The sequence below is a fragment of the Bacillus sp. FSL R5-0659 genome, assembly GCF_038008785.1.
GTDB classification, from domain to species: domain Bacteria; phylum Bacillota; class Bacilli; order Bacillales; family Bacillaceae; genus Bacillus; species Bacillus safensis.
The window spans coordinates 3,480,936-3,500,894 of record NZ_JBBOZU010000001.1; the positions used below are offsets into that span (position 1 = coordinate 3,480,936).

Sequence of the window (19,959 nt, forward strand, 5' to 3'; positions counted from 1 at the left end):
ACGTTCGGGCAGAGATTTCCTGTCCGAACGTTTTTGTCATTTCATTTAGATTGTAGAAAAAGGACGATCCATTTCATATAGCTTTTGATAACGCTTGTTTTCTTTTAGTAAAACCTGATGCTGACCCTGCATCTCAATGCGTCCGTCTTCAATAAACATGATGCGGTCACACGCCTCACAGCCAGTCAGATGATGGGTTATCCAAATAACTGTTTTCCCTTTTAACACACGGAAGATGGTTTCAAGCAATTCACGCTCTGTCCGTGGATCAAGCCCGACGGTCGGTTCATCTAATACAACAACCGGCGTGTCCTGCAACAAAATCCGAGCTAATGCTATACGCTGTCTTTCTCCACCTGAAAATCGAACCCCTGTCTCCTGAACACCTGTGTGATAACCTTCTGGCAAAGACTCGATGTAATCATGCAGCTGCACTTGTCTAGCTGCTTCTTTTACCTGCTCTTCTGTCGCCTCTGGAGATCCTAAACGAATATTGTTTAAAACAGTCGTATCAAATAAATAAGGCTGTTGATTGAGCACAGACACATAGGCAGACACATTCTCTTGAATGCTTTGAACCGGTTTTCCTTGAATGCTGACAGCTCCTTGATTTGGAACGACTGCCCCTTCTAACAATTTTAAAATGGTCGATTTGCCTGCACCGCTTTTACCTAAGAGCGCGAGTGATTCCCCTTGCTTCAGAGAAAAGGTCAAGTCTTGAAGTACATATTGATGCGTGTCATACCGAAAGGACACTTGATCGAAACAGACAGCTTCATCGTGAGAAAGGGTTGACCGATCCACTGCCTCGCTCTCAGTTTCTCCTTCATATGACTGCTTTTCATAATGATGTAATCTGCTGACAGCATGCTGATAGACAGGGATATCACCTGCTGCATCTGACAGCGGAAGAAAGGCTTCTGTTAACGGAAACAGCACAAGCACAAAGGCTGCAATCAGGGTGTGTGACATGGATCCTGACTGAACGACCGAGCCGCTCCAATACACGACAAGCACGACAGCTCCTCCAATGATGAGCTGTGCAAAAAATTGGCGCAGACGGATAAACCGGTGCTTTGCTGATTCAAGCGCTAACAGCTGCGCTTCTTTTTGTTCATAACCATCAACAAAATCTTTCTGCCTGCCGCTGAACAACCAGTCACTAACGCCCATGACTGCATCTGTTAAATGGCTGTACAGTTCATTTCTGCCTTTTTTCATTTGAATTTGTCTTGCCCGGTTCACAAGCACTGTGACGTATGGGAAGACGAAGACGAGAAGTGCCATATAAAGCAGCATCAGTCCAGCAAAAGGCCATGAGAAAAGGCCAAGTGCTCCAATGGATGCGGCATATAAAAGCAGTGCACCGATGGATGGAAAGATGGTTTTTAAATAGGCATCCTGCAGCCTCTCCACATCATCTGACAAGAGGCCAAGCATTTCACCTGTCCCCAGCTTTGTCTGTTTGGCACTTCGTTCAGCCATGTCATACAGACGCACACGCATTTTTTCAATCATTGTCAAAATGAGTTGATGGCTCGCCAGCCTTTCTGCATAGCGGGCAGCAGAGCGCGAAATTCCAAAGGTACGTACAGCCACGATTGGGACGTAGACCATGAGTATATTCTCAGGTCTTGTCGCGGCTTTTGAAATGAGAAAGCCCGACGTGTACATCAGCATAGAAGCAGAGAATACCGCAATGGCTCCTAAAATTAAAACCAAGGCAAACAGCTTTCGATTCTCCTTGATATAAGGTATAAACCAGCCTTTACTGATCATGTGTGACCGCCCCCATTTGCTCCTGTACCAATTGATAATACACGCCTTTTCTTTGCATTAATGAATCATGTGTCCCCATTTCTGCGACGGTTCCTTGATCCATGACAATGATTTCATCCATGTCCGGCATCCAATGGAGTCTGTGTGTCGCTAAGAACACAAGTTTATGTTCAAACAGTGGAAGCATTGTTTTCTTCAATTCGTACTCTGTTTCAATATCGAGATGCGCCGTTGGTTCATCTAACAGCATAATCGACCGCTGGCCCAGCACAGTTCGAGCAAGGGCAATTCTTTGCGCCTGTCCACCGCTTAGCCCTCTCCCCTGTTCTCCAATGGCTTCATCCAGACCATTTGGCAGCTGCGTGACAAGCTGAGTTAAACCAGCCTCATGCACAGCTCTTTCCACTTCTTCATCTGTTGCATTCGGTTCATAAAAACGAATGTTTTCTCTTAATGTCATGTGAAATAAATAGGGATGCTGCGGCATATAGACAACTTCCTTTTGCCATTCCTTCATCTGTAAATGAACAAGCGGCTGGCCGTTTAGCGTGATTTCACCCGAAGACGGTTCAACAAAGCCGCCAAGGACATCGGTTAACGTCGATTTCCCTGAACCACTGGCACCAATAATGCCGATTTTTTTCTTCCCTTTGACAGTGAGATCTACATCCTGAATGGAATAAGGGGCATGTTCATCATGCTGGACACAAACATCTTGCAGCGTGAGCACGGATTGTGCATCCCACTTGTCCAGCTGCACAGATTGTGTCTCCTGCGTGCGAAAGCCCTTTTCTTCTAAAATGACCTGCATAGCTTCATTCGCTTCTTTTCCATTTAACGTCGCATGATAATCATTTCCTACTTCACGTACCGGCAGGAAATACTCTGGCGCCAGCATAAGCGCCGTCAAAGCCGGCAATAAGAGAAGCTCTCCTTCAATTAATCGCAAGCCAAGAAAAACAGCGACGGTTGCAATTGATAGCATGGAAAAGAAATCGAGTGCAAACGATGATAGAAAGGCGACCTTCAGTGTGCTCATGGTCGCTTTTCGATATCGCTTTGACACCTCCGCAATATTACGGGAGTGCTTTTTGCTGATACCTAAGTAACGAAGCGTCTCAAGGCCGCGGAGAGAGTCAGTAAAATGATTGGATAATTTCTCATACGATCTCCATTGTTTGGCCGCTTTACGCTGAGCAACAAGGCCTAGCAAAATCATAAAAATAATTAAAATAGGCAGCGTCACAATTAAAATGACGGCCGATGTTTCATCTAATGTCCACACATAGATAAGGACCATTGCCGGAATCACTGCCATGTTCACCATTTTCGGTAAAAACAGCTGTAAATACTGACGGTATTGAGCAATTCCTTCCATTGCTAATGTGACAAGCTTTCCTGTCCCTTTTTTCTTTGCGAAGGCAGGCCCTAATCGAAAAAGTTGGTCTAGCAGCTGCTTTCTGACGTCTGCTCCAATTCGGGAAGAGTACGTAAACATGACCTTCTCCCGAATCAAGGTGAGACCGTGCCGCACAAGAAAGGCAGCAAGAAATAGCAGGACATATGGCGTTGCCTGCGAGAGGCTTTTCCCGTCAAACAGCGTTGTAATGGCATGTGCCAGCCACTGTGCTTGGAAAATAATACTTGCTCCTTGGATGAGTGACACAATACCTAAGAGGGCAAGAAGCCCTCTCATTCCTTTTAGTTGAAGCAAACGTTTATCCATTAGTAGGTCATTGGCTCCTTACCGCTTACACGTTTACGGAAGACGTAATAGCTCCAAATTTGATACCCAAGCACAAAGGGCAGCAAAGAAATGGCCACAATCGTCATGACCGTCAGTGAATAAGATCCAGATGCAGCGTTTTGAATCGTGAGATCAAATGAATGGCTGATTGAACTAATCATGACGCGCGGGAACAATGCAGTGAACAGCATGGACACCGTCACCATGATGCCTGCGCCTGTGAATAAGAATGTCCAGCCATCACGTTCTTTTCTCATCAAAACAAGAGCAGCTATATAACAAGCCACAATCAGCACAGTTAACGGAATGGTGATGATCGGGCGTACGGTATAAATGTCTGTTTCTATGATGGACACACCGACAAAAATAACAAGAACAGGGAGTGCAATAAGCAGGACACGCTGGCCCAGTTTTCTTGCACGATCTCTTAATTCACCCTCTGTACGAAGTGTGACGAAAATCAAGCCATGCAACAGGCAAAGAACTGTCACAGCTACCCCGCCGATCACTGAATAAAGATTCACAAAGTCCGTAAAACCAGCGTACATGTTCATGTCTTGATCAATTGGCATCCCGCGTAAAATACTCGTGAATAATACACCTAGTAAAAATGGCGGAAGCAGACTGCCAAAGAAGATGACCCAGTCCCACACCTTGATCCAAGAGGCTTTCTCAACCTTCCCTCGGAATTCAAAGGCGACCCCGCGCCCAATGAGCGCTAAGAGGAGAACCGCAAACGGAATATAGTATCCGCTGAACATCGTGGCATACCAGTGAGGAAATGCAGCGAAAATAGCGCCGCCAGCTGTAATCAGCCAGACCTCATTCGCATCCCAGAAAGGACCAATCGTATTGATTAAAATGCGGCGCTCGTGCGCGTCCTTTCCAAGCAGCTGCATGGACATCCCGACACCAAAATCAAATCCTTCTAAGAAGAAAAATCCAACAAACAATACTGCGACAAGAATAAACCAAATCTCGTTAAGATATGCCATGATATGCGCCTCCATCAAATGGATCTGTAGACAGGTCCGTTTCATCCTTTTGATCTGTATCTTCTTCAGAATGTGCACCTTTTTTAATTTCTCGAATGAATAAGTAAGCGAGCACAATAGCAAGAATCAGATACATCGCCGTAAAGCTAATGACTGAGAATAACAGCATGCCATACGATACGTTCGGTGAAATCGATTGAGCCGTCGTCATCATGCCAAAGACGGTCCACGGCTGACGCCCGATCTCAGTCATGATCCAGCCGGCTGAGTTCGCAATAAACGGGAACGCAATCATCCATACCATGAAGCGTAAATACCATTTGTTTGTTTCAAGTTTCTTTCTAAAGCTTAAGTACAAGCCAATCATACTAGCAAAAATCATCAGCATGCCTGCACCGACCATGATTCTAAAGCTCCAGAATGTTGTTTTCACTGGCGGAATATAGTCCCCGGGACCAAACTTGGCTTCATATTCTTTTTGAAGTGTCAGCATACCTGGAACATCCCCGCTGAACTTCGAATAAGCCAAATAACTTAAGGCAAACGGAATATTGATCTCCGCAGAGTTTTCTTTTTTATCTGTGTCAATGTTGGCAAATAGTGTCCAAGCCGCTGGATCTCCACTATCCTTCCAAAGGGCTTCACTTGCTGCCATTTTCATTGGCTGTGATTTCATTAAATGCTTCGCTTGATCGTGTCCAGAGAACGCCACACCTAAGCCAGAAATTAAAGCGAGGACCATCGCAATCTGGAATGACTTTTTGAAAAAGGCGATTTCTTGCTTTTTAATCATTTTATAGGCACTAACTCCTGCAATAAAGAAAGCTCCTGTTGCCAGTGCACCAAACAGAACGTGCGGGAATTCAACCCAAAGCTGCGGGTTCGTTACAAGAGCGCCAAAATCATTCATTTCTGCACGACCATTTTTAATGGCAAATCCAACTGGCTCCTGCATAAATGAGTTGGCGAGTAAAATCCAAAACGCCGAAAAGATCGTACCAAGGGAAACAAGCCAAATGCACAATAAATGAATCTTCTTCGGCAGACGATCCCAGCCGAATATCCAAAGTCCAATAAATGTAGATTCAAGGAAAAAGGCCAAAAGCGCTTCAATGGCAAGCGGTGCACCAAAGACATCACCGACAAACCTTGAATAATCTGACCAGTTCATCCCAAACTGGAATTCCTGCAGAATCCCTGTCACCACACCTACTGCAAAGTTAAGTAAGAACAGGTGACCCCAAAACTTCGCCATCTTTTTATAGATGTCTTTTTTCTTGACGACATAAAGGGTCTGCATCAATGCGACGATAAACACCAAACCTATTGACATAGGAACAAAAATAAAATGAAATAATGTCGTTGAAGCAAATTGAAATCTTGCTAAAAACAGCTCACTCACAGCCTTACATCCTCCCTTACTTTCACATGCCGAACGATTCATGCTCACCATTTCACAAAATGTTCACTATTTGTTCAATGTTTCACAAATAAAAGTCCATTTGAAATGGTTCACTCGGTGAAATTTTACTCTTGATTTTCATTCGGTTAGTTATTTATACCTGTACTTTACACCCATACGCTTCAAAAATAAAGTAAATTTTACCTAAAAATTGGATGGTATTGTGTCAGTTATTTGAATACTTTGTCAACAATATGTGACGGAAAATAAAAAACCGCAAAAAAAAGAGCGCTGCATGTGGACCGCAGCGCTGTGTTTCTTTTTTAGGCTTTTTTCTGTAATGCAGGTCTTGTGACTTGCACTTCATAATACGTAATTTTATTTTTTAAAAGGCCTTCAGGTTTCGCTTTTCCATGAGCGTGTGCATCTCCAAATGCCTGAGATTTTGTCCAGTTCACAAAATCTTCTTTTCGATTCCAGCGGGTATGAATGGTCACTTCATCGTAATCGGTTGTCTGCTGTGTGACCCAGACTTCCATGCCTAAAAATCCTTCCATGAATTCTACTTGTCCCTGCTTGTTAAAACGCTTAACGAGATGGTCTGCACTGCCTTTTTCTACTCTAACCTGGTTGTTTACAATGATCATGTTTGGTTCATCTCCCTTTTGTTGTTGGATCGAAGCGATTGGGATAATGAGCGGATGCTCTCCATCTAAGTGAACCTCTGCCTGAATCCCAAAGACTTCTTTGAAAAAGTTTTCTGTTAATACTTCGTTTGGTGTCCCTATTTGGTAAACCTGACCACGCTTCATCGCAATCAGGCGATCACAATATTTTGCTGCCTGCTGCAGGTCATGAAGAACCATTAAAATGGTGATCCCATGCGTTTCATTCAGCTGTTTGAGCAGCTCCAGTAAATCAAGCTGGTGCGCAATATCTAAGTAAGTGGTAGGCTCATCCAGAATAATCGTCTCTGTTTTCTGAGCCAGTGCCATTGCAATATACGCCTTCTGCCTTTCTCCGCCTGACAATGTATGCAGCATCCTGTTTTCATTCACGCGGCTATTTGTCACATCAAGCGCCCACTCTATCGCTTCCTGATCTGTCTGCGAGCTCTTTTTCCAGATCGAACGATGCGGACTGCGTCCAAGTGCAACCAGCTCACGTACTGTCATCGATGGGATGGCAGTTCTCGTCTGCATCAGAACGGCGATTTCCTGTGCAATCTCCTGTGCTGTCATTTCTTTTTGCGGGATATCGTGAATATAAATCATGCCGCTTTCAATCGACGTAAGGCGCGCTGCCGCTTTAATAAACGTCGACTTCCCTGACCCATTCGGTCCAATAATTCCTGTTACACTCCCTTTAGGCACAGCTGCTGAAATAGACGACAGCCGAAAGCCTCCTTGACTGAGACTCACGTCATTCATCGCAATCACATCCAACTTAACCCCTCCCTTTCTTTTTTAATAAATAGAGGAAGAAAGGTGCACCGATACAGGCAAGCAGAATACCAACAGGCAGTTCAACCGGTGTAAACCATACCCGTGCTGCTGTATCTGCAAAGACCACAAGTACGCCGCCGCCCAGCATGGAGATCGGAAGCAGGTACCGGTAGTCATCTCCAATTAAAAGGCGGATAAAATGAGGAACGACAAGACCAACAAATCCAATTAAACCGCTCACGCTTACCGCTGCACCCGCCAAAAGCGCCGCCAGTGCAATTAAGAAAAAACGGGTTCGCTCGACTCTAAGGCCAAGCAGCTGCGCTGACTCATCACCAAGTAAAAGAAGATTTGCGGGCTTGATCGCAAAAAAACAAAGACACAAACCGGCAAGCGCATAGGGTGACACAAAGCTCAGATGATGCCAGCTCCGTCCATTTAACCCTCCTGATAAAAAAGGCAGAACAGCCTGCACACGCTCACTATAAAGCACCATCAACCCATTCATGACCGCACCAAGCAGGGCATTGACTGCCACTCCCGCCAGAATCAATTTCAGTGGCGAAACCCCTTGGTCAAACGACAGGATATACACAACGAGTGCCGCTAATAAAGCGCCAAGGAAGGCAGCCGCTGGAAGCAGATACGTGAATTGTGGAAACACAATCATGCTGAGTACAGCCGCTAATCCACCGCCGGCGGTCACTCCGATGATGCCAGGGTCAGCGAGTGGATTTCGGACGACTCCTTGTAAAATCGCTCCTGATGCTGCGAGACAGGCCCCGACGATGAAGCCTATGAGAACGCGCGGCAGGCGTAAATCCATGACGATCTTTTCATGGACAGGCTGGCCTGATCCCGTCAAAGCAGCGATCAAATCTGGCAGCGATAATTGAACAGAACCTAATGCAAGCCCTAGACATATGCCCACACCTAGCGAAAGAAACAGTCCTGGTATCAGCCACCTTCGTCTCGACTGTCTTTTTTGAAAATCTAACTCTGCATTCACCTTCATGATGACAATCGCTTCAATCTCTTTTCTAGTTCATCAATCGCCTTGATGACGTCTGCGCCTGGATTCGTCCCAAATAAATCACTAGGCAAAATCTCCACGCGGCCATTTTTGACAGCTGATACGTCGTGCCATGCTGCATTTTGTTTCATTTCACTCATAAAGCCCGCTTTCACATCTTCAGGATTGCTGTGTGTCATGAGCAGAATGAGATCAGGATCGGCTTCGATCACCTTTTCAGCATTGATTTGGGCGTATTGAGGGAATTTTTCGAGTGCCGGTTCATTCTCAGCGATGTTTGCACCCCCAGCGATATGCAGTAAATCTCCGCTTAAGGATTGAGGAAGCGCCGCCATATATGTGCCGGGTGCACCGTACACAACGAGTGTTTTTACTTTTTTCTTAGGTTGCTTGACCTGCTTTTTCCGCTCATCAATTTGATCATTGAGTGCTTTAGCCTTTTGCTGCTTCCCAAGCAACTCCCCAAATAACGATATTTGGCGCTGGATGTCCTTCACAGAATTGGCGCTTGTCAAAAGAAGCTGTGAACCAATTCCTTCTATTGTCGAGATGTCCTTGCTGTTTAATTGTTCATTTCCAAGCACAACATCAGGTTGTAGGCTTGTGATCAGCTCTACATCAAATTGATGCGTTGTGCCAATCGTTTGTACGGACTTTGCCTTTTGTAAGCTGTCTGGTAACTCGGCAGTTGGCCTGCCGACCGCCTCACCGCCTAAAGCATATAGAATACTCAAGTCCCCGGTCGATAAGGCGACAATACGCTGAGGGGATTCATCAAATGACAGCGTTCTTCCGGTAAAATCCTTTATCTTCAGCGCTCCTGCTACGCTTTCTTTCTCTACAGGTGCTGCCTGACTGCATCCGCCGAGGAGAAGCATCAAGACGAGTCCCGCCAAGATCACATGTGAAAATTTCAACCGTCTGTCTCTCCTTTTCTAGTAAACTTTCTTTAGCTTTGCCTGTACCACGAGACGCCCGTTTTTAGGTGCAAGCACATGATCACAGGTCGATAAGGTGAGGATGAGGTCATCTGTGGACACGTCTGTCTTCGTTTGATAGATTGATTTCTTCCGCACAGCTTGCAAGTAATGTGCATATTCGCCAAGATCCTGAAAATCGGTTTGAATATAATCGAAGTCAACCGTCGTTTCATACACGGCAAAAATCTCCGCTTCATAGCTTTGATACAGCGTATCGTACTGAAATGTCCGGTGCTCATTAAAGAAATCTTTTTTTAGATAGTTTGTGAGTCCAGCAAACATGGATCCATCCCTCATCCGATGGCCGTACACCACCGTATTTGGGCTTTCATGCAGGACATCATTACGATAATCCATAAAGATACTGCCTGCCCGGGTGTCGTTTTTTAAATAATTACGAGTTAAGTAGAACGCATTATCGCGAGATTGAACGATCGGATACTGAATCATCGTATCCTCCATATTGATCCAGCCGACAATGTCCTCATTCACCTTCCGCAGCTCATCAAATGACGAACGGATCTTTCCCGACTCCCGTTTTTCATTCATTTCTTCATGTCCATACATCGTCTGGGCCTTTGCAAGCACCTGGCGATTTTGATAATAACCGAAAAGTTCGAAGCCGATGGCTGTACCGCTATAAATCAATACGCCTAAACAAACGATCGTCAGCATCCGCTGCCAGAGCTTTTTTCCTCGTTTCACACTGTCTCACCTGCTTTTTGCCCAGCTTATATACCAACAGGCACGATGTACATCCCTGTTTCTGCATCCTGTCTAATCGTCACGGACACATCATAAATGTGCCGCACGTTTTCCTCTGTTAACACATCGTTTGGCTGTCCTTCACTGATAATCTGTCCATCCTTCATCGCTATGATGATATCGCTGTAGCGGACAGCCTGATTCATATCGTGGAGCACCATGACAATGGTTAATCCATGCCTGGCATTCAGCTCACGAATCAGCTCAAGAATGTCAAATTGATAGTAGATATCCAAATAAGTTGTCGGTTCATCTAAGAAAAGGATCGGTGTTTTTTGCGCAAGTGCCATCGCAATCCATACACGCTGCCGCTCTCCACCTGACAGTGAGGCGAGCGGCACCTTTCGTTTGTCCGTTAGCTTTGTACTGGACAGCGCCCACTCTATCGCTCTCTCATCCTCTTCCTTGTCTCCTCCGCGCATTGTCTGGTACGGCGTTCTGCCGAATGCCACGACCCGTTCGATCGTTAAATCAAGCGGTGCTTCATTTTGCTGATGGACGACAGCCAGCTTTTTCGCCAGCTCCTTTGGCTTGAACGCATTCAGCGCTTGCCCGTCTAAGTGTATCTGCCCTTTATTTGGACAATGATTATTTGCCATTAAGGAAAGCAGTGTGGATTTTCCCGATCCATTTGGACCGATAATGGTTGTGATTTTCCCCTTTTCAATCTGTGTTGTGACCGATTGAACGATGTCCTTCTGCTGGTCATATGAGAATGACACCTCACGAATGTCCATGGAGACGGTCCCCCCTTCTTAATAAAAAGATCAGAAACGGCCCGCCAATCACGGCCATGATCGTAGAAGCAGGAATCTCATTTGGCGCCACAAGCGTCCTGCCAAGCGTATCAGCCGTCAAAATAAGCAAAGCCCCGCTTAACGCAGAAAATGGAATCAGTACTCGGTGATCCGAGCCGACAAGCCTTCTTGAAATGTGCGGAATGAGCAAGCCGACAAAGGCTATCACGCCCGCTACTGCAGCTGTCACTGCCGCAAGTAAAACGGCTGTGATGGAAATCAAAAGGCGCATTCTGGTCACACGCAAGCCTAAGTTTTTCGCTGTCTTGTCTTGAAGGGCCAGGAGATTGCACCATCTGCTGAAGAAGAGTGCAACGACAAGACCGACGACACCATAGACACCAATTAAACGGACATCTCCCCACGTTTTCATTGTGAGATTCGACTGTCCTGACTGATTAATTGTGATATTGAAATAGCTGCAAATGGTCACAAATGCTTCAGCCATTCCAGTAAACATGGCATTGATGGCGATCCCAACTAAGATCATGCGGATCGGGCTTAAACCACCCTTCCAAGATAGAACGTATACGAGGAAACACGCAATCGCCCCGCCTAATACCGAAAATAAAGGTGAGTAGAAATAAAATTGAGGAAGCGCTGTAATCGCCATTAATGAAAAGAAGCTGGCTCCTGATGAAATCCCAATGACGCCGGCATCAGCTAACGGATTCCTCATGACCGACTGCAGCAGTACACCGGAGACAGATAAGGCGGCCCCTGTAAACATCGCGATGAGCACGCGGGGGATTCTCAAATCTTTAATGATTTCTACCTGTGCATGTTGACCGGTGATGAGCCCTTCTAATAATTCAATTGGGGTCACATGAATGCTCCCAGTAATGGCTGAATAAATAAACACGCAGACCAGTAAGAGACTGACTATCAGAAATAAAAATCCTGTTTTTTTCATCTTGAACGTCCTTTTATCATTAAGATTCGCAAACTTATGACGGATACAACATACGAGTCAATTCATCTAATGCCTCTGCTGCCTTTAAATTGCCTGTTGTCCCGAATAAGCTTTCTTCGAGGTCATACACCCGGTTTTGTTTGACCGCATTAAAATGTTTCCAGATGTCATTTGTTTTAAATTCTTGATCAAACATTTTGACGACTTCATCCGGCATCCCATGTGCGGCTCGGAGAATGATATCTGGATTGGCTTTTTGTAAATACTCCGTATTGGATTCCAAATACTCCATTTTCTCGCCTTCCACAATGTTCTTTCCTCCTGCGATACGTACAAGATCACCAATATATGAATTTTCTGTCGCCACCAAATAACTTCCTGGCACACCAAGCAAAATCAGAACGGACGGCTTGCGTTTTCCTTTTGCCTTCTCTTGTATGTCTTTCTTTTTTTGCTCAAACGCAGACACAATGCGCTCAGCCTGCTTCTTCCTGTCATACTTATCCCCAAGCTTCGTGATGACCTTCTCCATGTTGGCCATACTCTCGAGATTTAAGTATGTGGCAGGGACACCTGCTTGCTGAAAGGGTTTCTCTAAATCATATTGAAGGGTTGTGACAGACAGGACATCTGTCGGTTGAAGTGATTGGATGATTTCCATGTCCGGGCTCATGGGATTGCCGACTTCTGGCAGTCCTTTGTAACGAGCTGGCAAGGATTTTTGACTTGTTGGCACCCCGACAAGATCCACCTCTAAAGCATCCATGATCTCCGCGGCAGCTACAGTCGTTGCTACAATACGCTCACTTGATTCAGCGCTTTTTTTACCTTTTGCTGAGCTTTCAGCTGACTGTGAGCAGCCCGATAAGATCATGCACACACTGAAGGCAGCGATCAAGGTACATAACATTCGATGCTTCAAAAACAGAAGCCTCCTTTCGAAAAAAGAGAGTGGATGCGCCGAGGTAAAAGGCGCATCTCACTTAAAATAAAACGAACTATCTTGTCCGTGTTTGATATTTTCTGACGAGTACGAATAACGAACCGCCGAATAAAAGAATATACACCCAAAGAAGAGAGGCATCTCCCGTTTTCGGATTCAGCTGTCCAGACTCAGATTTGGTTTGATCATCTGATGGCGTAAATGTCATCTGCTCCGCACCCGTTTCCTCTGGTGCTACATTCTCAAGTTGAGTTGTTTGAGAATCGTGATCATTTGGATTTTTGATAAATCCGATACTCTCATCGTCTCCAATGACCGTTGAAATTCCGCTTCCCTCACCGAGAGCGATTCCTTTTGTGTCATAGACAAGTTTGACATCGTACTGCTCATGATAGTTCGCAGCTGGAATATCAATTTTTACGCGTGCAGCCTGAGCACTGCTTAAACTTTTTGCTTCATATTGAATGACACGTGTATCTGCTTTTTGATCTGTTTTCGCGACAAGTGTCTCTTCAAATTTTCCGCCTGTTCCTACTTGGAATGACGTGATGGCTGAGCTGTTTTTCACTTTATATGAAACGAAATGGCGGCCATTTTTCACAACCAGTGTCGCAGGGCTCACGACGTAATCGTTCATGCGGGAAAGCTCATCCTTGTCTGCTTTCTTCATTGAGAAAGGAAGCTTGTATACACCATCTTTTAGCTGAGTAGTCTCTTGATCAGCTCCGCTGTTATTTGTTTCTGGTGATGGTGTATTTGGTTTTGGCGTTTCTGGTGTAGCTGGTGTTTCTTCCTCTACCACCTGCCCGTCCTTCACTGGAGCGATACTCTTTGAGTCAAATTGAAAACGAATATCGTAGGTTTGGTCATAGTTAGCGGCTGCTACTACAATGTGCACTTTTCCTTTCACCGCTTTTTTCAAATCAGCAGTATCAAATGAAACCACTCTTGTATTCTTCGCTTCATCTGTGCTCACTGTCTTTGCTTCTTGATAAGAACCGTTTTTCTCTGTTTTCAAAGAAGCGACAGACTTATGATCCTTCACTGTAAAGGAAATGGTCTGCTTTCCATTTTTGACGGTTAAGGATGCGGGATGTGAGAAGTATTGATTCATTCGAGATGCCTCATCCGTATCCCCTTTTAGCACACTGTAATTGATACGATATACGCCATCTTTTAATTGATTTTGCGCAGAATCATCTGGTTTTGTGCCATTGTTATTGCCTGGTGTTGTCGGTTGATCGTCTGGTTTTGTGCCATTTTGGTCATCCGGTTTAGCTTCATTGTCATCTGGCTTTGTACCGTTTTGGTCATCCGGCTTTGTTTCGTTATCGTCTGGCTTTGTACCGTTTTGGTCATCTGGCTTTGTTTCGTTATCGTCTGGCTTTGTGCCATTTTGATCATCTGGTTTTGGTTCGTTTTCTTCTGGCTCTGCAGAATTAACGAGTGTAAGGCTGCTTTGATCGAATGCAAGCTGTATGTCATACGCTTCATCATAAATGAAGCCGCCTAAATCCCAGTAAATTTTCACCCAGCCGTTTAATTTCGCTGATAAGTCGGCGACATCAAATTTAATCACACGTGTATTGGCTGTTTCGTCCTCACTGACTGTTTCAGTGGTGACGAGAGCACCATTTTGTTCAACCTTGAAATCTGTTATTTCTTTGCTTTGCTTCAATGTGACATAGGCTGTTTTCTTGCCATTTTCCACAATCAGCTTAGCTGGCTTTTCTGTATAGGTATCCATCATGGACGCTTCTGTGCTGCCATTTTTTAAAATGGAGAACCCGACTGTGTATTCCCCATCAACGAATGATGCCGCTTGTGCTGTTCCTTGAGGAATCTGAAACGCAGTCAACAAACTGAATAAAACAAGCAGAATGGCTGCCTTTAGATGAAAAAGACGTTTCAAATGGTGACACTTCCTTCCGTTAATGCTTGATGATCCACTTTCTTGCTAAAAACCCGCCAGAGCATAAGACAAGCACAAGGAGCCATCCTATCTGGCTTGTATCACCAGTTTGAGGGTTGTCTTCTTGTTGTTTCGTTGTGGATGTATCAGCTTTGTTTGTTGATTCTTTTGATGGCTGCTGACTTTCTGCTGCACCCGTTGATTGATTTGCACTGTTAGACGAAAGTGACTTGATGCTGCTTTCATCGAATTTCAGCTGAATGGTGTAATCATGATCATAATCAGCAGATTTCACAGTGACATGAATTTTGGACTTGATCGGTTTAGACAAGCTTTGAGCTTGGAACTGAACGAGCCTTGTATTGGCTTTTTTATTTGTTGAGAGAACGGTTGTATCGACATAGCCGCCATTTCCCGGCACTTTAAATTCCGTTACCCAGCTGCTATTTTTAATCGTCATTTGTACTGTCAGGTTTCCATTTTTCGCTATTACTTTTGCTGGCTTCAACCAGTAATCATTTGCCATTGAGACCGCATTTCCTTCAGCTTTTAGCACTGTATAATTGACGGAGTATGTACCATCCTTTAATGCGGCAGCCTGTGCATTTGAAAAAGGCAGCATAAGTGCCAGTAAAAAAACCGCCATGAAGACTGACAGCCTCATTCTTTTTTTCATCAAGCGAATTTCCTCCCTTTCTATTGAACAGATGGCGCATCAAACTTAAGGCGAATGTCGTAATTGCCTGTATATCCGATGACCGGTACAGTCACACTCACTTTTGCTGGTACAACCTCAGTCAGGCTGTTCACATTGAATTCTACGGTTCTCTTATTTGCAGCTGTATTTGTACTGATCACCTTCGCATCTTTGTAGACACCTTGATCGAGAGTTTTAAAGCTTGTGATCCAAGAGCTATTCGTTAACGTGACTTGCGCTTTGATTTTTCCATCCTTTACGACAAGCTTAGCTGGTTTTTCAAAATACGTATTCGCTGTTGAAGTCGAATCGCTATCAGCCTTCCATACCACATATTGCGCTGAATATTGACCATCTGCTAAGCCAGCTGCTGAGGCCGAGCTAACAGGAGCTAGAGCAAATAATAGAACAAAACTAAGGAATAATAATACGGGTGATGTTGAACGAATGACTTTCATGTGAACCCTCCTAAATGATATTGATAATTATTCTCAATAGATAATAAAAAAAATAACCTTCATAAGTGCTGGAACACACTTATAGATGATTATGATAATCATTATCAATTGAGTTAAAAAAATAAATCTTTGCTTCCTAAAAGTCAAAGATGTCTGCTTCTAAATGATGGATTGATACGAGTTTTAGGCAATCTGTCCCATTTATAATACCATGGCATAACCTCCATTCCATTACAGGGAAAAGAACCCTCTTCTCCTTGATATTATATAATGCATGAAATGATTGTCAACATCATTTTTCATACTATTGTCTTAGTTTTCTGGAAAATCACACAAAAAAATTTCGATCAGACACACTGATCGAAATGGATTAAGATGAAACATGTTCCTCTATTTTGCTGTGTTTACGATCTAAAGACCAAGCATACATTTCACGAATAATCGGTTCAATCTTCTTCCCTTGAACTGTTAATTCGTATTCAATCCGCACTGGAATATCGGGGTATACTTTTTTCTCAACAAGTCCCTCAGCTTCTAAATCCTTCAGCCTTTCTGATAGTAATCTTCCGCTGATGTTCATTTCATTTTCAAGCTGACAAAAACGCTTAGGCCCTGTCAGAAGCTGATTGATGATGAGAATGACCCACTTCTTGCCTAGAATCTCCATGGCATCTGTAATTGGACAGCCATCTACTTGAGCCATATCTTACTCCCTCCTGCTTTTTTCTCTTTTTTTTATTATAACACAATTAATTACTTGAAATAAGTCACTAACTATTATATAGTTTAGTTACTAAAAGTAACAAGGTATTCATTTTTTATAGATTTTCAAAAACATTTGAACATGCCGATGCATATATCATGAAGGAGATGACCGAGCTTGAAGACAATTGAGCAGCTAAGGCTGGGTGTAACAGAATTACATGTGTCCAGCTTTGATCGTTCTTTACCTTTTTATACAGACATTTTAGGATTTTTTATATTAGAAAAGACTGATTCCACGGTGACACTTGGCAGCAATGCAAAGGAACCGATTCTTTTGTTAAAAGAAGATGCACAACTGAAAGAAAAGCCTGATCATGAGCCAGGACTTTATCATTTTGCTGTTTTATTACCTACCAGAAAAAACCTGGGCACATGGCTGGCACATGTAATCAAAAAAGGCTATCCTTTAATTGGAGCAAGCGATCACTTTTTCAGTGAAGCCATTTATTTAAGTGATCCTGACGGCATTGGCGTAGAAATTTATGCTGACCGTCCTCAGGACATTTGGGTCGGTGAGCATGGAGAACTGAAAGGTGGCGGAAATGCACCGCTTGATGGAGATGGCCTCCTGCAAGAAGCTGCTGATACCACATGGGAAGGACTCCCTGCCGGTACAGTGATGGGACACTTGCATTTCCATCTCAACCCAGAAGAAGCGGATTCCTTTTATGTCAATACGCTCGGTTTTCATATCCGAATGGCTCCACCAGCAAGCGTATTTATCGCCGCTGGTGTGTACCACCACCACCTTGCCTTTAATGCATGGGGACGCGGACGAAAAGGAGCCATTGATCCACGTTTTTCAGGAATTAGAAGCTATACACTGGTTTTCCCAGAAGAAGCAGACAGACAATCCGTCGTCGAACGTCTGACAAAAGCAGGCACTCAAGTCAACACGACAGGAAAAAGCAGCGAATTTGTTGATCCATTTGGCGTTCTCGTTCGTTTACAGATTGAAGAAACAGACTAAAAAGAAGGTGCAGAATATGGACAAACACACAGAGCTTAAAACAGCCATATTAAAAGATAAAATCAAACGAGTACAGCAAGAAGACGGGTATATCTATATCACTGGACCCATTAAACTGCCAGTGAATTTAGACGGAAGAACCGTGATGTTTAACTGGTATTCATGGTTAAAAGACGATGGAAAAGAGCCCTTGTCAGATGAAGCTTTAATTGAAAGCCTTTCGTCCCGCCAGCTGGCTGATCATCAGCAGTCAAGCGTTCTTGTGTATGGGGATTTCGAGCACGCTGACGAAGCTCTTATCCGTATGCATTCCATTTGCCACACTGGCGATATTTTCGGAAGCAAGCGCTGCGACTGTGGATTCCAATTGAAGCAGTCTATGCGAATGATTGAGGACAATGGAGCAGGAGCCCTGTTTTACTTAGCCAATCATGAAGGCCGCGGCATTGGTCTTTTCAGTAAAGCCATGGCTTATATTCTTCAAGAAAACGGCTATGATACAGTAGAAGCGAACGAAGCACTTGGTTTTGAAGATGACACACGTCAATACGAAGAAGCCATTGCCGTTCTTCAAACACTTCGTACAAAGCCGGTCAGACTCATTACCAATAACCCGAAAAAGACAGATGCGATCAGCCATGCAGGTTTATCTCTTTCTGGACGCATTCCGCTTTGGGGAGATGTCTCTGAATTTAACGAGAAATACTTGCAGACAAAAATCAACCGCTCAGGTCACATGAAGGCGGAGCAAGAGGTGCGTACGATTGCCACATCATGAGCGATATATGAAGCTAGCCCTTGATAATGCACGGGCAATGAAAGGTCAGACATCTCCGAATCCGCTCGTCGGGGCTGTGATTGTGCGAGAGAATGAGATTGTTGGAGTCGGCGCTCATATGAAAGCCGGTGAACCGCATGCTGAAATTCATGCACTCAACATGGCTGGAGACAAGGCAAAAGGAGCAACGATTTATGTGACCCTTGAGCCTTGTTCCCACCATGGGCGCACAGGCCCTTGTGCCGAAGCACTTGTGAAAGCCGGCGTCGAAACCGTTGTCGTCGCGGCTCTTGATCCGAATCCACTTGTCGCTGGCCGCGGGATTGCCATTTTACAAGACGCGGGCATCCAAGTTATCACGGGCGTACTTGAACAGGAATCCATTTTGATGAATGAAGTATTTAATCACTTTATTACGAAAAAAACACCTTTCGTGACGCTCAAAGCGGGCATTACCTTAGATGGGAAAATCGCCTCTGCCACGTCTGACAGCAAGTGGATTACATCTGAGACATCCCGTTATGATGCTCACCATATCCGCAGTATCAATGATGCGATTTTGGTCGGTGCTCAAACTGTCATTCACGATGATCCTTCATTAACTGCGCGGATTCCAAATGGAAACAATCCGATTCGAATTGTCTTAGACTCTAAGCTGTCAACACCACTGACAGCAAAGATCGTCACAGATCAGATGGCACCTACATGGATTTTTACAACAAAGCAAGCCGATGAGGAAAAACGAGCGGCTTTAGAAGAAGCTGGCGTCCGTGTCTTTATGACTGACAGCGACACGCGGGTTCCCCTGCAGGAAGTGCTTCAAGTGCTGGGAGAAAAAAATATCTCCTCCCTCATGATTGAAGGCGGCGGCCAGATTAACGCCTCTTTCTTAGAACAGCAGCTTGTAGATAAATTGGTCATCTATATGGCGCCTAAACTCATTGGCGGACGACTTTCCCCTTCCTTTTTCGGAGGCGAAGGCATACGCCTCATGAGTGATGCCATTGAACTGGATCAACTCGCCGTGGAACCACTCGGGAAAGATATCAAAATGACGGGCTATCCCGTTTATCAATAACAAGTAGGCTGTCGAGGAAATCTCGACAGCCTTATTTTTGTCTTCTAGTCTCTTCTCTCTAAAAACTCAATTCGATTCCCAAATGGATCTTCTACATAAAACCGATTGGCTCCCTCCAATGGCTCATCTTCTTTTATACTAATCTGATGCTTCAATAATACCTCTTTTAATTCTGATAGGCTCTTTACAAGAAAAGCTGGATGAGCTTTCTTTGCAGCTTGAAAATGTTCCTGAATGCCAATGTGAAGCTGATGATGACCGCATTGGAACCAGACACCTCCTCGTTTAGCTAAATTGCTAGGCTTAGGTATTTCTTTCATCCCTAAAATTTCACCAAAAAACAAGCGAGCTTTCTCTTCACTGCCTTTTGGGGCAGCTAGTTGAACATGGTCGATTCCCAAAAAGTTTGACATATTTCCCTCTCCCTTTCTGTTCTCAATTGGTTTTTCAATGTAGTGTTTCTTCAGTTTTTATGATGCTGAACAAATTTGATTGTTACTTC

19 protein-coding genes are annotated in these 19,959 nt (G+C 44.4%); 3 read left to right on the forward strand and 16 right to left on the reverse strand.

The features are described from left to right. Positions 1-45 precede the first annotated feature (45 nt). From cydC to NSQ72_RS18150, 15 genes are all read right to left on the reverse strand, one after another. The gene (cydC, locus tag NSQ72_RS18080) at positions 46-1,779 is read right to left on the reverse strand and encodes a thiol reductant ABC exporter subunit CydC (protein WP_341084875.1); all 1,734 of its coding nucleotides are present in this window, start codon (positions 1,777-1,779) and stop codon (positions 46-48) included. Further along, complete coding sequence (gene cydD, locus NSQ72_RS18085) at positions 1,769-3,505, reverse strand: thiol reductant ABC exporter subunit CydD (protein ID WP_341084876.1); 1,737 nt, start codon at positions 3,503-3,505, stop codon at positions 1,769-1,771. The genes cydC and cydD overlap by 11 nt, the downstream gene beginning before the upstream one ends. Then, a complete protein-coding gene (cydB, locus tag NSQ72_RS18090) occupies positions 3,505-4,521 on the reverse strand; it encodes a cytochrome d ubiquinol oxidase subunit II (RefSeq protein WP_039182483.1) in 1,017 nt (338 codons plus the stop codon). Before cydB ends, cydD begins: the two co-directional genes overlap by 1 nt. Beyond that, a complete protein-coding gene (locus NSQ72_RS18095) occupies positions 4,508-5,923 on the reverse strand; it encodes a cytochrome ubiquinol oxidase subunit I (RefSeq protein WP_039182485.1) in 1,416 nt (471 codons plus the stop codon). Before NSQ72_RS18095 ends, cydB begins: the two co-directional genes overlap by 14 nt. Before the next feature lie 323 nt (positions 5,924-6,246). After that, the gene (gene isdG, locus NSQ72_RS18100) at positions 6,247-7,362 is read right to left on the reverse strand and encodes a heme oxygenase (RefSeq protein ID WP_341085053.1); all 1,116 of its coding nucleotides are present in this window, start codon (positions 7,360-7,362) and stop codon (positions 6,247-6,249) included. 7 nt (positions 7,363-7,369) lie between these two features. Next, complete coding sequence (locus tag NSQ72_RS18105) at positions 7,370-8,383, reverse strand: FecCD family ABC transporter permease (protein WP_341084877.1); 1,014 nt, start codon at positions 8,381-8,383, stop codon at positions 7,370-7,372. Further along, positions 8,380-9,318 (reverse strand): ABC transporter substrate-binding protein, encoded by a 939-nt coding sequence (locus tag NSQ72_RS18110; RefSeq protein ID WP_247543942.1) that lies wholly within the window; start codon positions 9,316-9,318, stop codon positions 8,380-8,382. The genes NSQ72_RS18105 and NSQ72_RS18110 overlap by 4 nt, the downstream gene beginning before the upstream one ends. An 18-nt stretch (positions 9,319-9,336) precedes the next feature. Continuing rightward, on the reverse strand, positions 9,337-10,086 hold the full coding sequence (gene srtB / locus NSQ72_RS18115; protein WP_341084879.1) for a class B sortase: 750 nt from the start codon (positions 10,084-10,086) through the stop codon (positions 9,337-9,339). 26 nt (positions 10,087-10,112) lie between these two features. Continuing rightward, on the reverse strand, positions 10,113-10,883 hold the full coding sequence (locus tag NSQ72_RS18120; protein ID WP_064498835.1) for an ABC transporter ATP-binding protein: 771 nt from the start codon (positions 10,881-10,883) through the stop codon (positions 10,113-10,115). Then, positions 10,870-11,856, reverse strand: a complete 987-nt coding sequence (locus NSQ72_RS18125; protein WP_039182499.1) for a FecCD family ABC transporter permease — start codon at positions 11,854-11,856, stop codon at positions 10,870-10,872. Before NSQ72_RS18125 ends, NSQ72_RS18120 begins: the two co-directional genes overlap by 14 nt. A 34-nt stretch (positions 11,857-11,890) precedes the next feature. Then, complete coding sequence (gene isdE, locus NSQ72_RS18130) at positions 11,891-12,778, reverse strand: heme ABC transporter substrate-binding protein IsdE (protein WP_341084880.1); 888 nt, start codon at positions 12,776-12,778, stop codon at positions 11,891-11,893. Between the two features lie 76 nt (positions 12,779-12,854). Next, positions 12,855-14,711, reverse strand: a complete 1,857-nt coding sequence (locus NSQ72_RS18135) for an NEAT domain-containing protein (RefSeq protein WP_341084881.1) — start codon at positions 14,709-14,711, stop codon at positions 12,855-12,857. A 19-nt stretch (positions 14,712-14,730) separates the two neighbouring features. Next, positions 14,731-15,387: a heme uptake protein IsdC gene (gene isdC, locus NSQ72_RS18140; RefSeq protein ID WP_341084882.1), complete on the reverse strand. Its 657-nt coding sequence runs from the start codon at positions 15,385-15,387 to the stop codon at positions 14,731-14,733. A 20-nt stretch (positions 15,388-15,407) separates the two neighbouring features. Next, on the reverse strand, positions 15,408-15,866 hold the full coding sequence (locus tag NSQ72_RS18145; RefSeq protein WP_341084884.1) for an NEAT domain-containing protein: 459 nt from the start codon (positions 15,864-15,866) through the stop codon (positions 15,408-15,410). A gap of 370 nt (positions 15,867-16,236) precedes the next feature. After that, the gene (locus NSQ72_RS18150) at positions 16,237-16,569 is read right to left on the reverse strand and encodes a winged helix-turn-helix transcriptional regulator (RefSeq protein ID WP_047202942.1); all 333 of its coding nucleotides are present in this window, start codon (positions 16,567-16,569) and stop codon (positions 16,237-16,239) included. 177 nt (positions 16,570-16,746) lie between these two features. On the opposite strand from NSQ72_RS18150, the gene NSQ72_RS18155 reads away from it, so the two are divergent. From NSQ72_RS18155 to ribD, 3 genes are read left to right on the forward strand one after another with little or no spacing between them, the layout of a single operon-like run. After that, positions 16,747-17,601, forward strand: a complete 855-nt coding sequence (locus tag NSQ72_RS18155; protein WP_247543952.1) for a VOC family protein — start codon at positions 16,747-16,749, stop codon at positions 17,599-17,601. Between the two features lie 16 nt (positions 17,602-17,617). After that, entirely contained in the window at positions 17,618-18,379 is a 762-nt protein-coding gene (locus NSQ72_RS18160; RefSeq protein ID WP_024427515.1) for a GTP cyclohydrolase II, read from the forward strand. Continuing rightward, positions 18,366-19,457, forward strand: coding sequence for a bifunctional diaminohydroxyphosphoribosylaminopyrimidine deaminase/5-amino-6-(5-phosphoribosylamino)uracil reductase RibD (ribD, locus tag NSQ72_RS18165; RefSeq protein ID WP_041087597.1), 1,092 nt, complete (start codon positions 18,366-18,368; stop codon positions 19,455-19,457). Before NSQ72_RS18160 ends, ribD begins: the two co-directional genes overlap by 14 nt. Before the next feature lie 44 nt (positions 19,458-19,501). Here ribD and NSQ72_RS18170 read toward each other — a convergent pair whose 3' ends face one another. Further along, positions 19,502-19,870: a VOC family protein gene (locus tag NSQ72_RS18170; protein ID WP_047202939.1), complete on the reverse strand. Its 369-nt coding sequence runs from the start codon at positions 19,868-19,870 to the stop codon at positions 19,502-19,504. Positions 19,871-19,959: the final 89 nt, after the last annotated feature.

What these genes read in the sequence shown, in the direction of transcription:
- cydC (WP_341084875.1), bottom strand. Translation starts at nt 1,779, where the DNA reads ATGATCAGTAAAGGCTGGTTTATACCTTATATCAAGGAGAATCGAAAG.
- cydD (WP_341084876.1), bottom strand. Translation starts at nt 3,505, where the DNA reads ATGGATAAACGTTTGCTTCAACTAAAAGGAATGAGAGGGCTTCTTGCC.
- cydB (WP_039182483.1), bottom strand. Translation starts at nt 4,521, where the DNA reads ATGGCATATCTTAACGAGATTTGGTTTATTCTTGTCGCAGTATTGTTT.
- NSQ72_RS18105 (WP_341084877.1), bottom strand. Translation starts at nt 8,383, where the DNA reads ATGAAGGTGAATGCAGAGTTAGATTTTCAAAAAAGACAGTCGAGACGA.
- NSQ72_RS18120 (WP_064498835.1), bottom strand. Translation starts at nt 10,883, where the DNA reads ATGGACATTCGTGAGGTGTCATTCTCATATGACCAGCAGAAGGACATC.
- NSQ72_RS18125 (WP_039182499.1), bottom strand. Translation starts at nt 11,856, where the DNA reads ATGAAAAAAACAGGATTTTTATTTCTGATAGTCAGTCTCTTACTGGTC.
- isdC (WP_341084882.1), bottom strand. Translation starts at nt 15,387, where the DNA reads ATGAAAAAAAGAATGAGGCTGTCAGTCTTCATGGCGGTTTTTTTACTG.
- NSQ72_RS18145 (WP_341084884.1), bottom strand. Translation starts at nt 15,866, where the DNA reads ATGAAAGTCATTCGTTCAACATCACCCGTATTATTATTCCTTAGTTTT.
- NSQ72_RS18150 (WP_047202942.1), bottom strand. Translation starts at nt 16,569, where the DNA reads ATGGCTCAAGTAGATGGCTGTCCAATTACAGATGCCATGGAGATTCTA.
- NSQ72_RS18160 (WP_024427515.1), top strand. Translation starts at nt 17,618, where the DNA reads ATGGACAAACACACAGAGCTTAAAACAGCCATATTAAAAGATAAAATC.
- NSQ72_RS18170 (WP_047202939.1), bottom strand. Translation starts at nt 19,870, where the DNA reads ATGTCAAACTTTTTGGGAATCGACCATGTTCAACTAGCTGCCCCAAAA.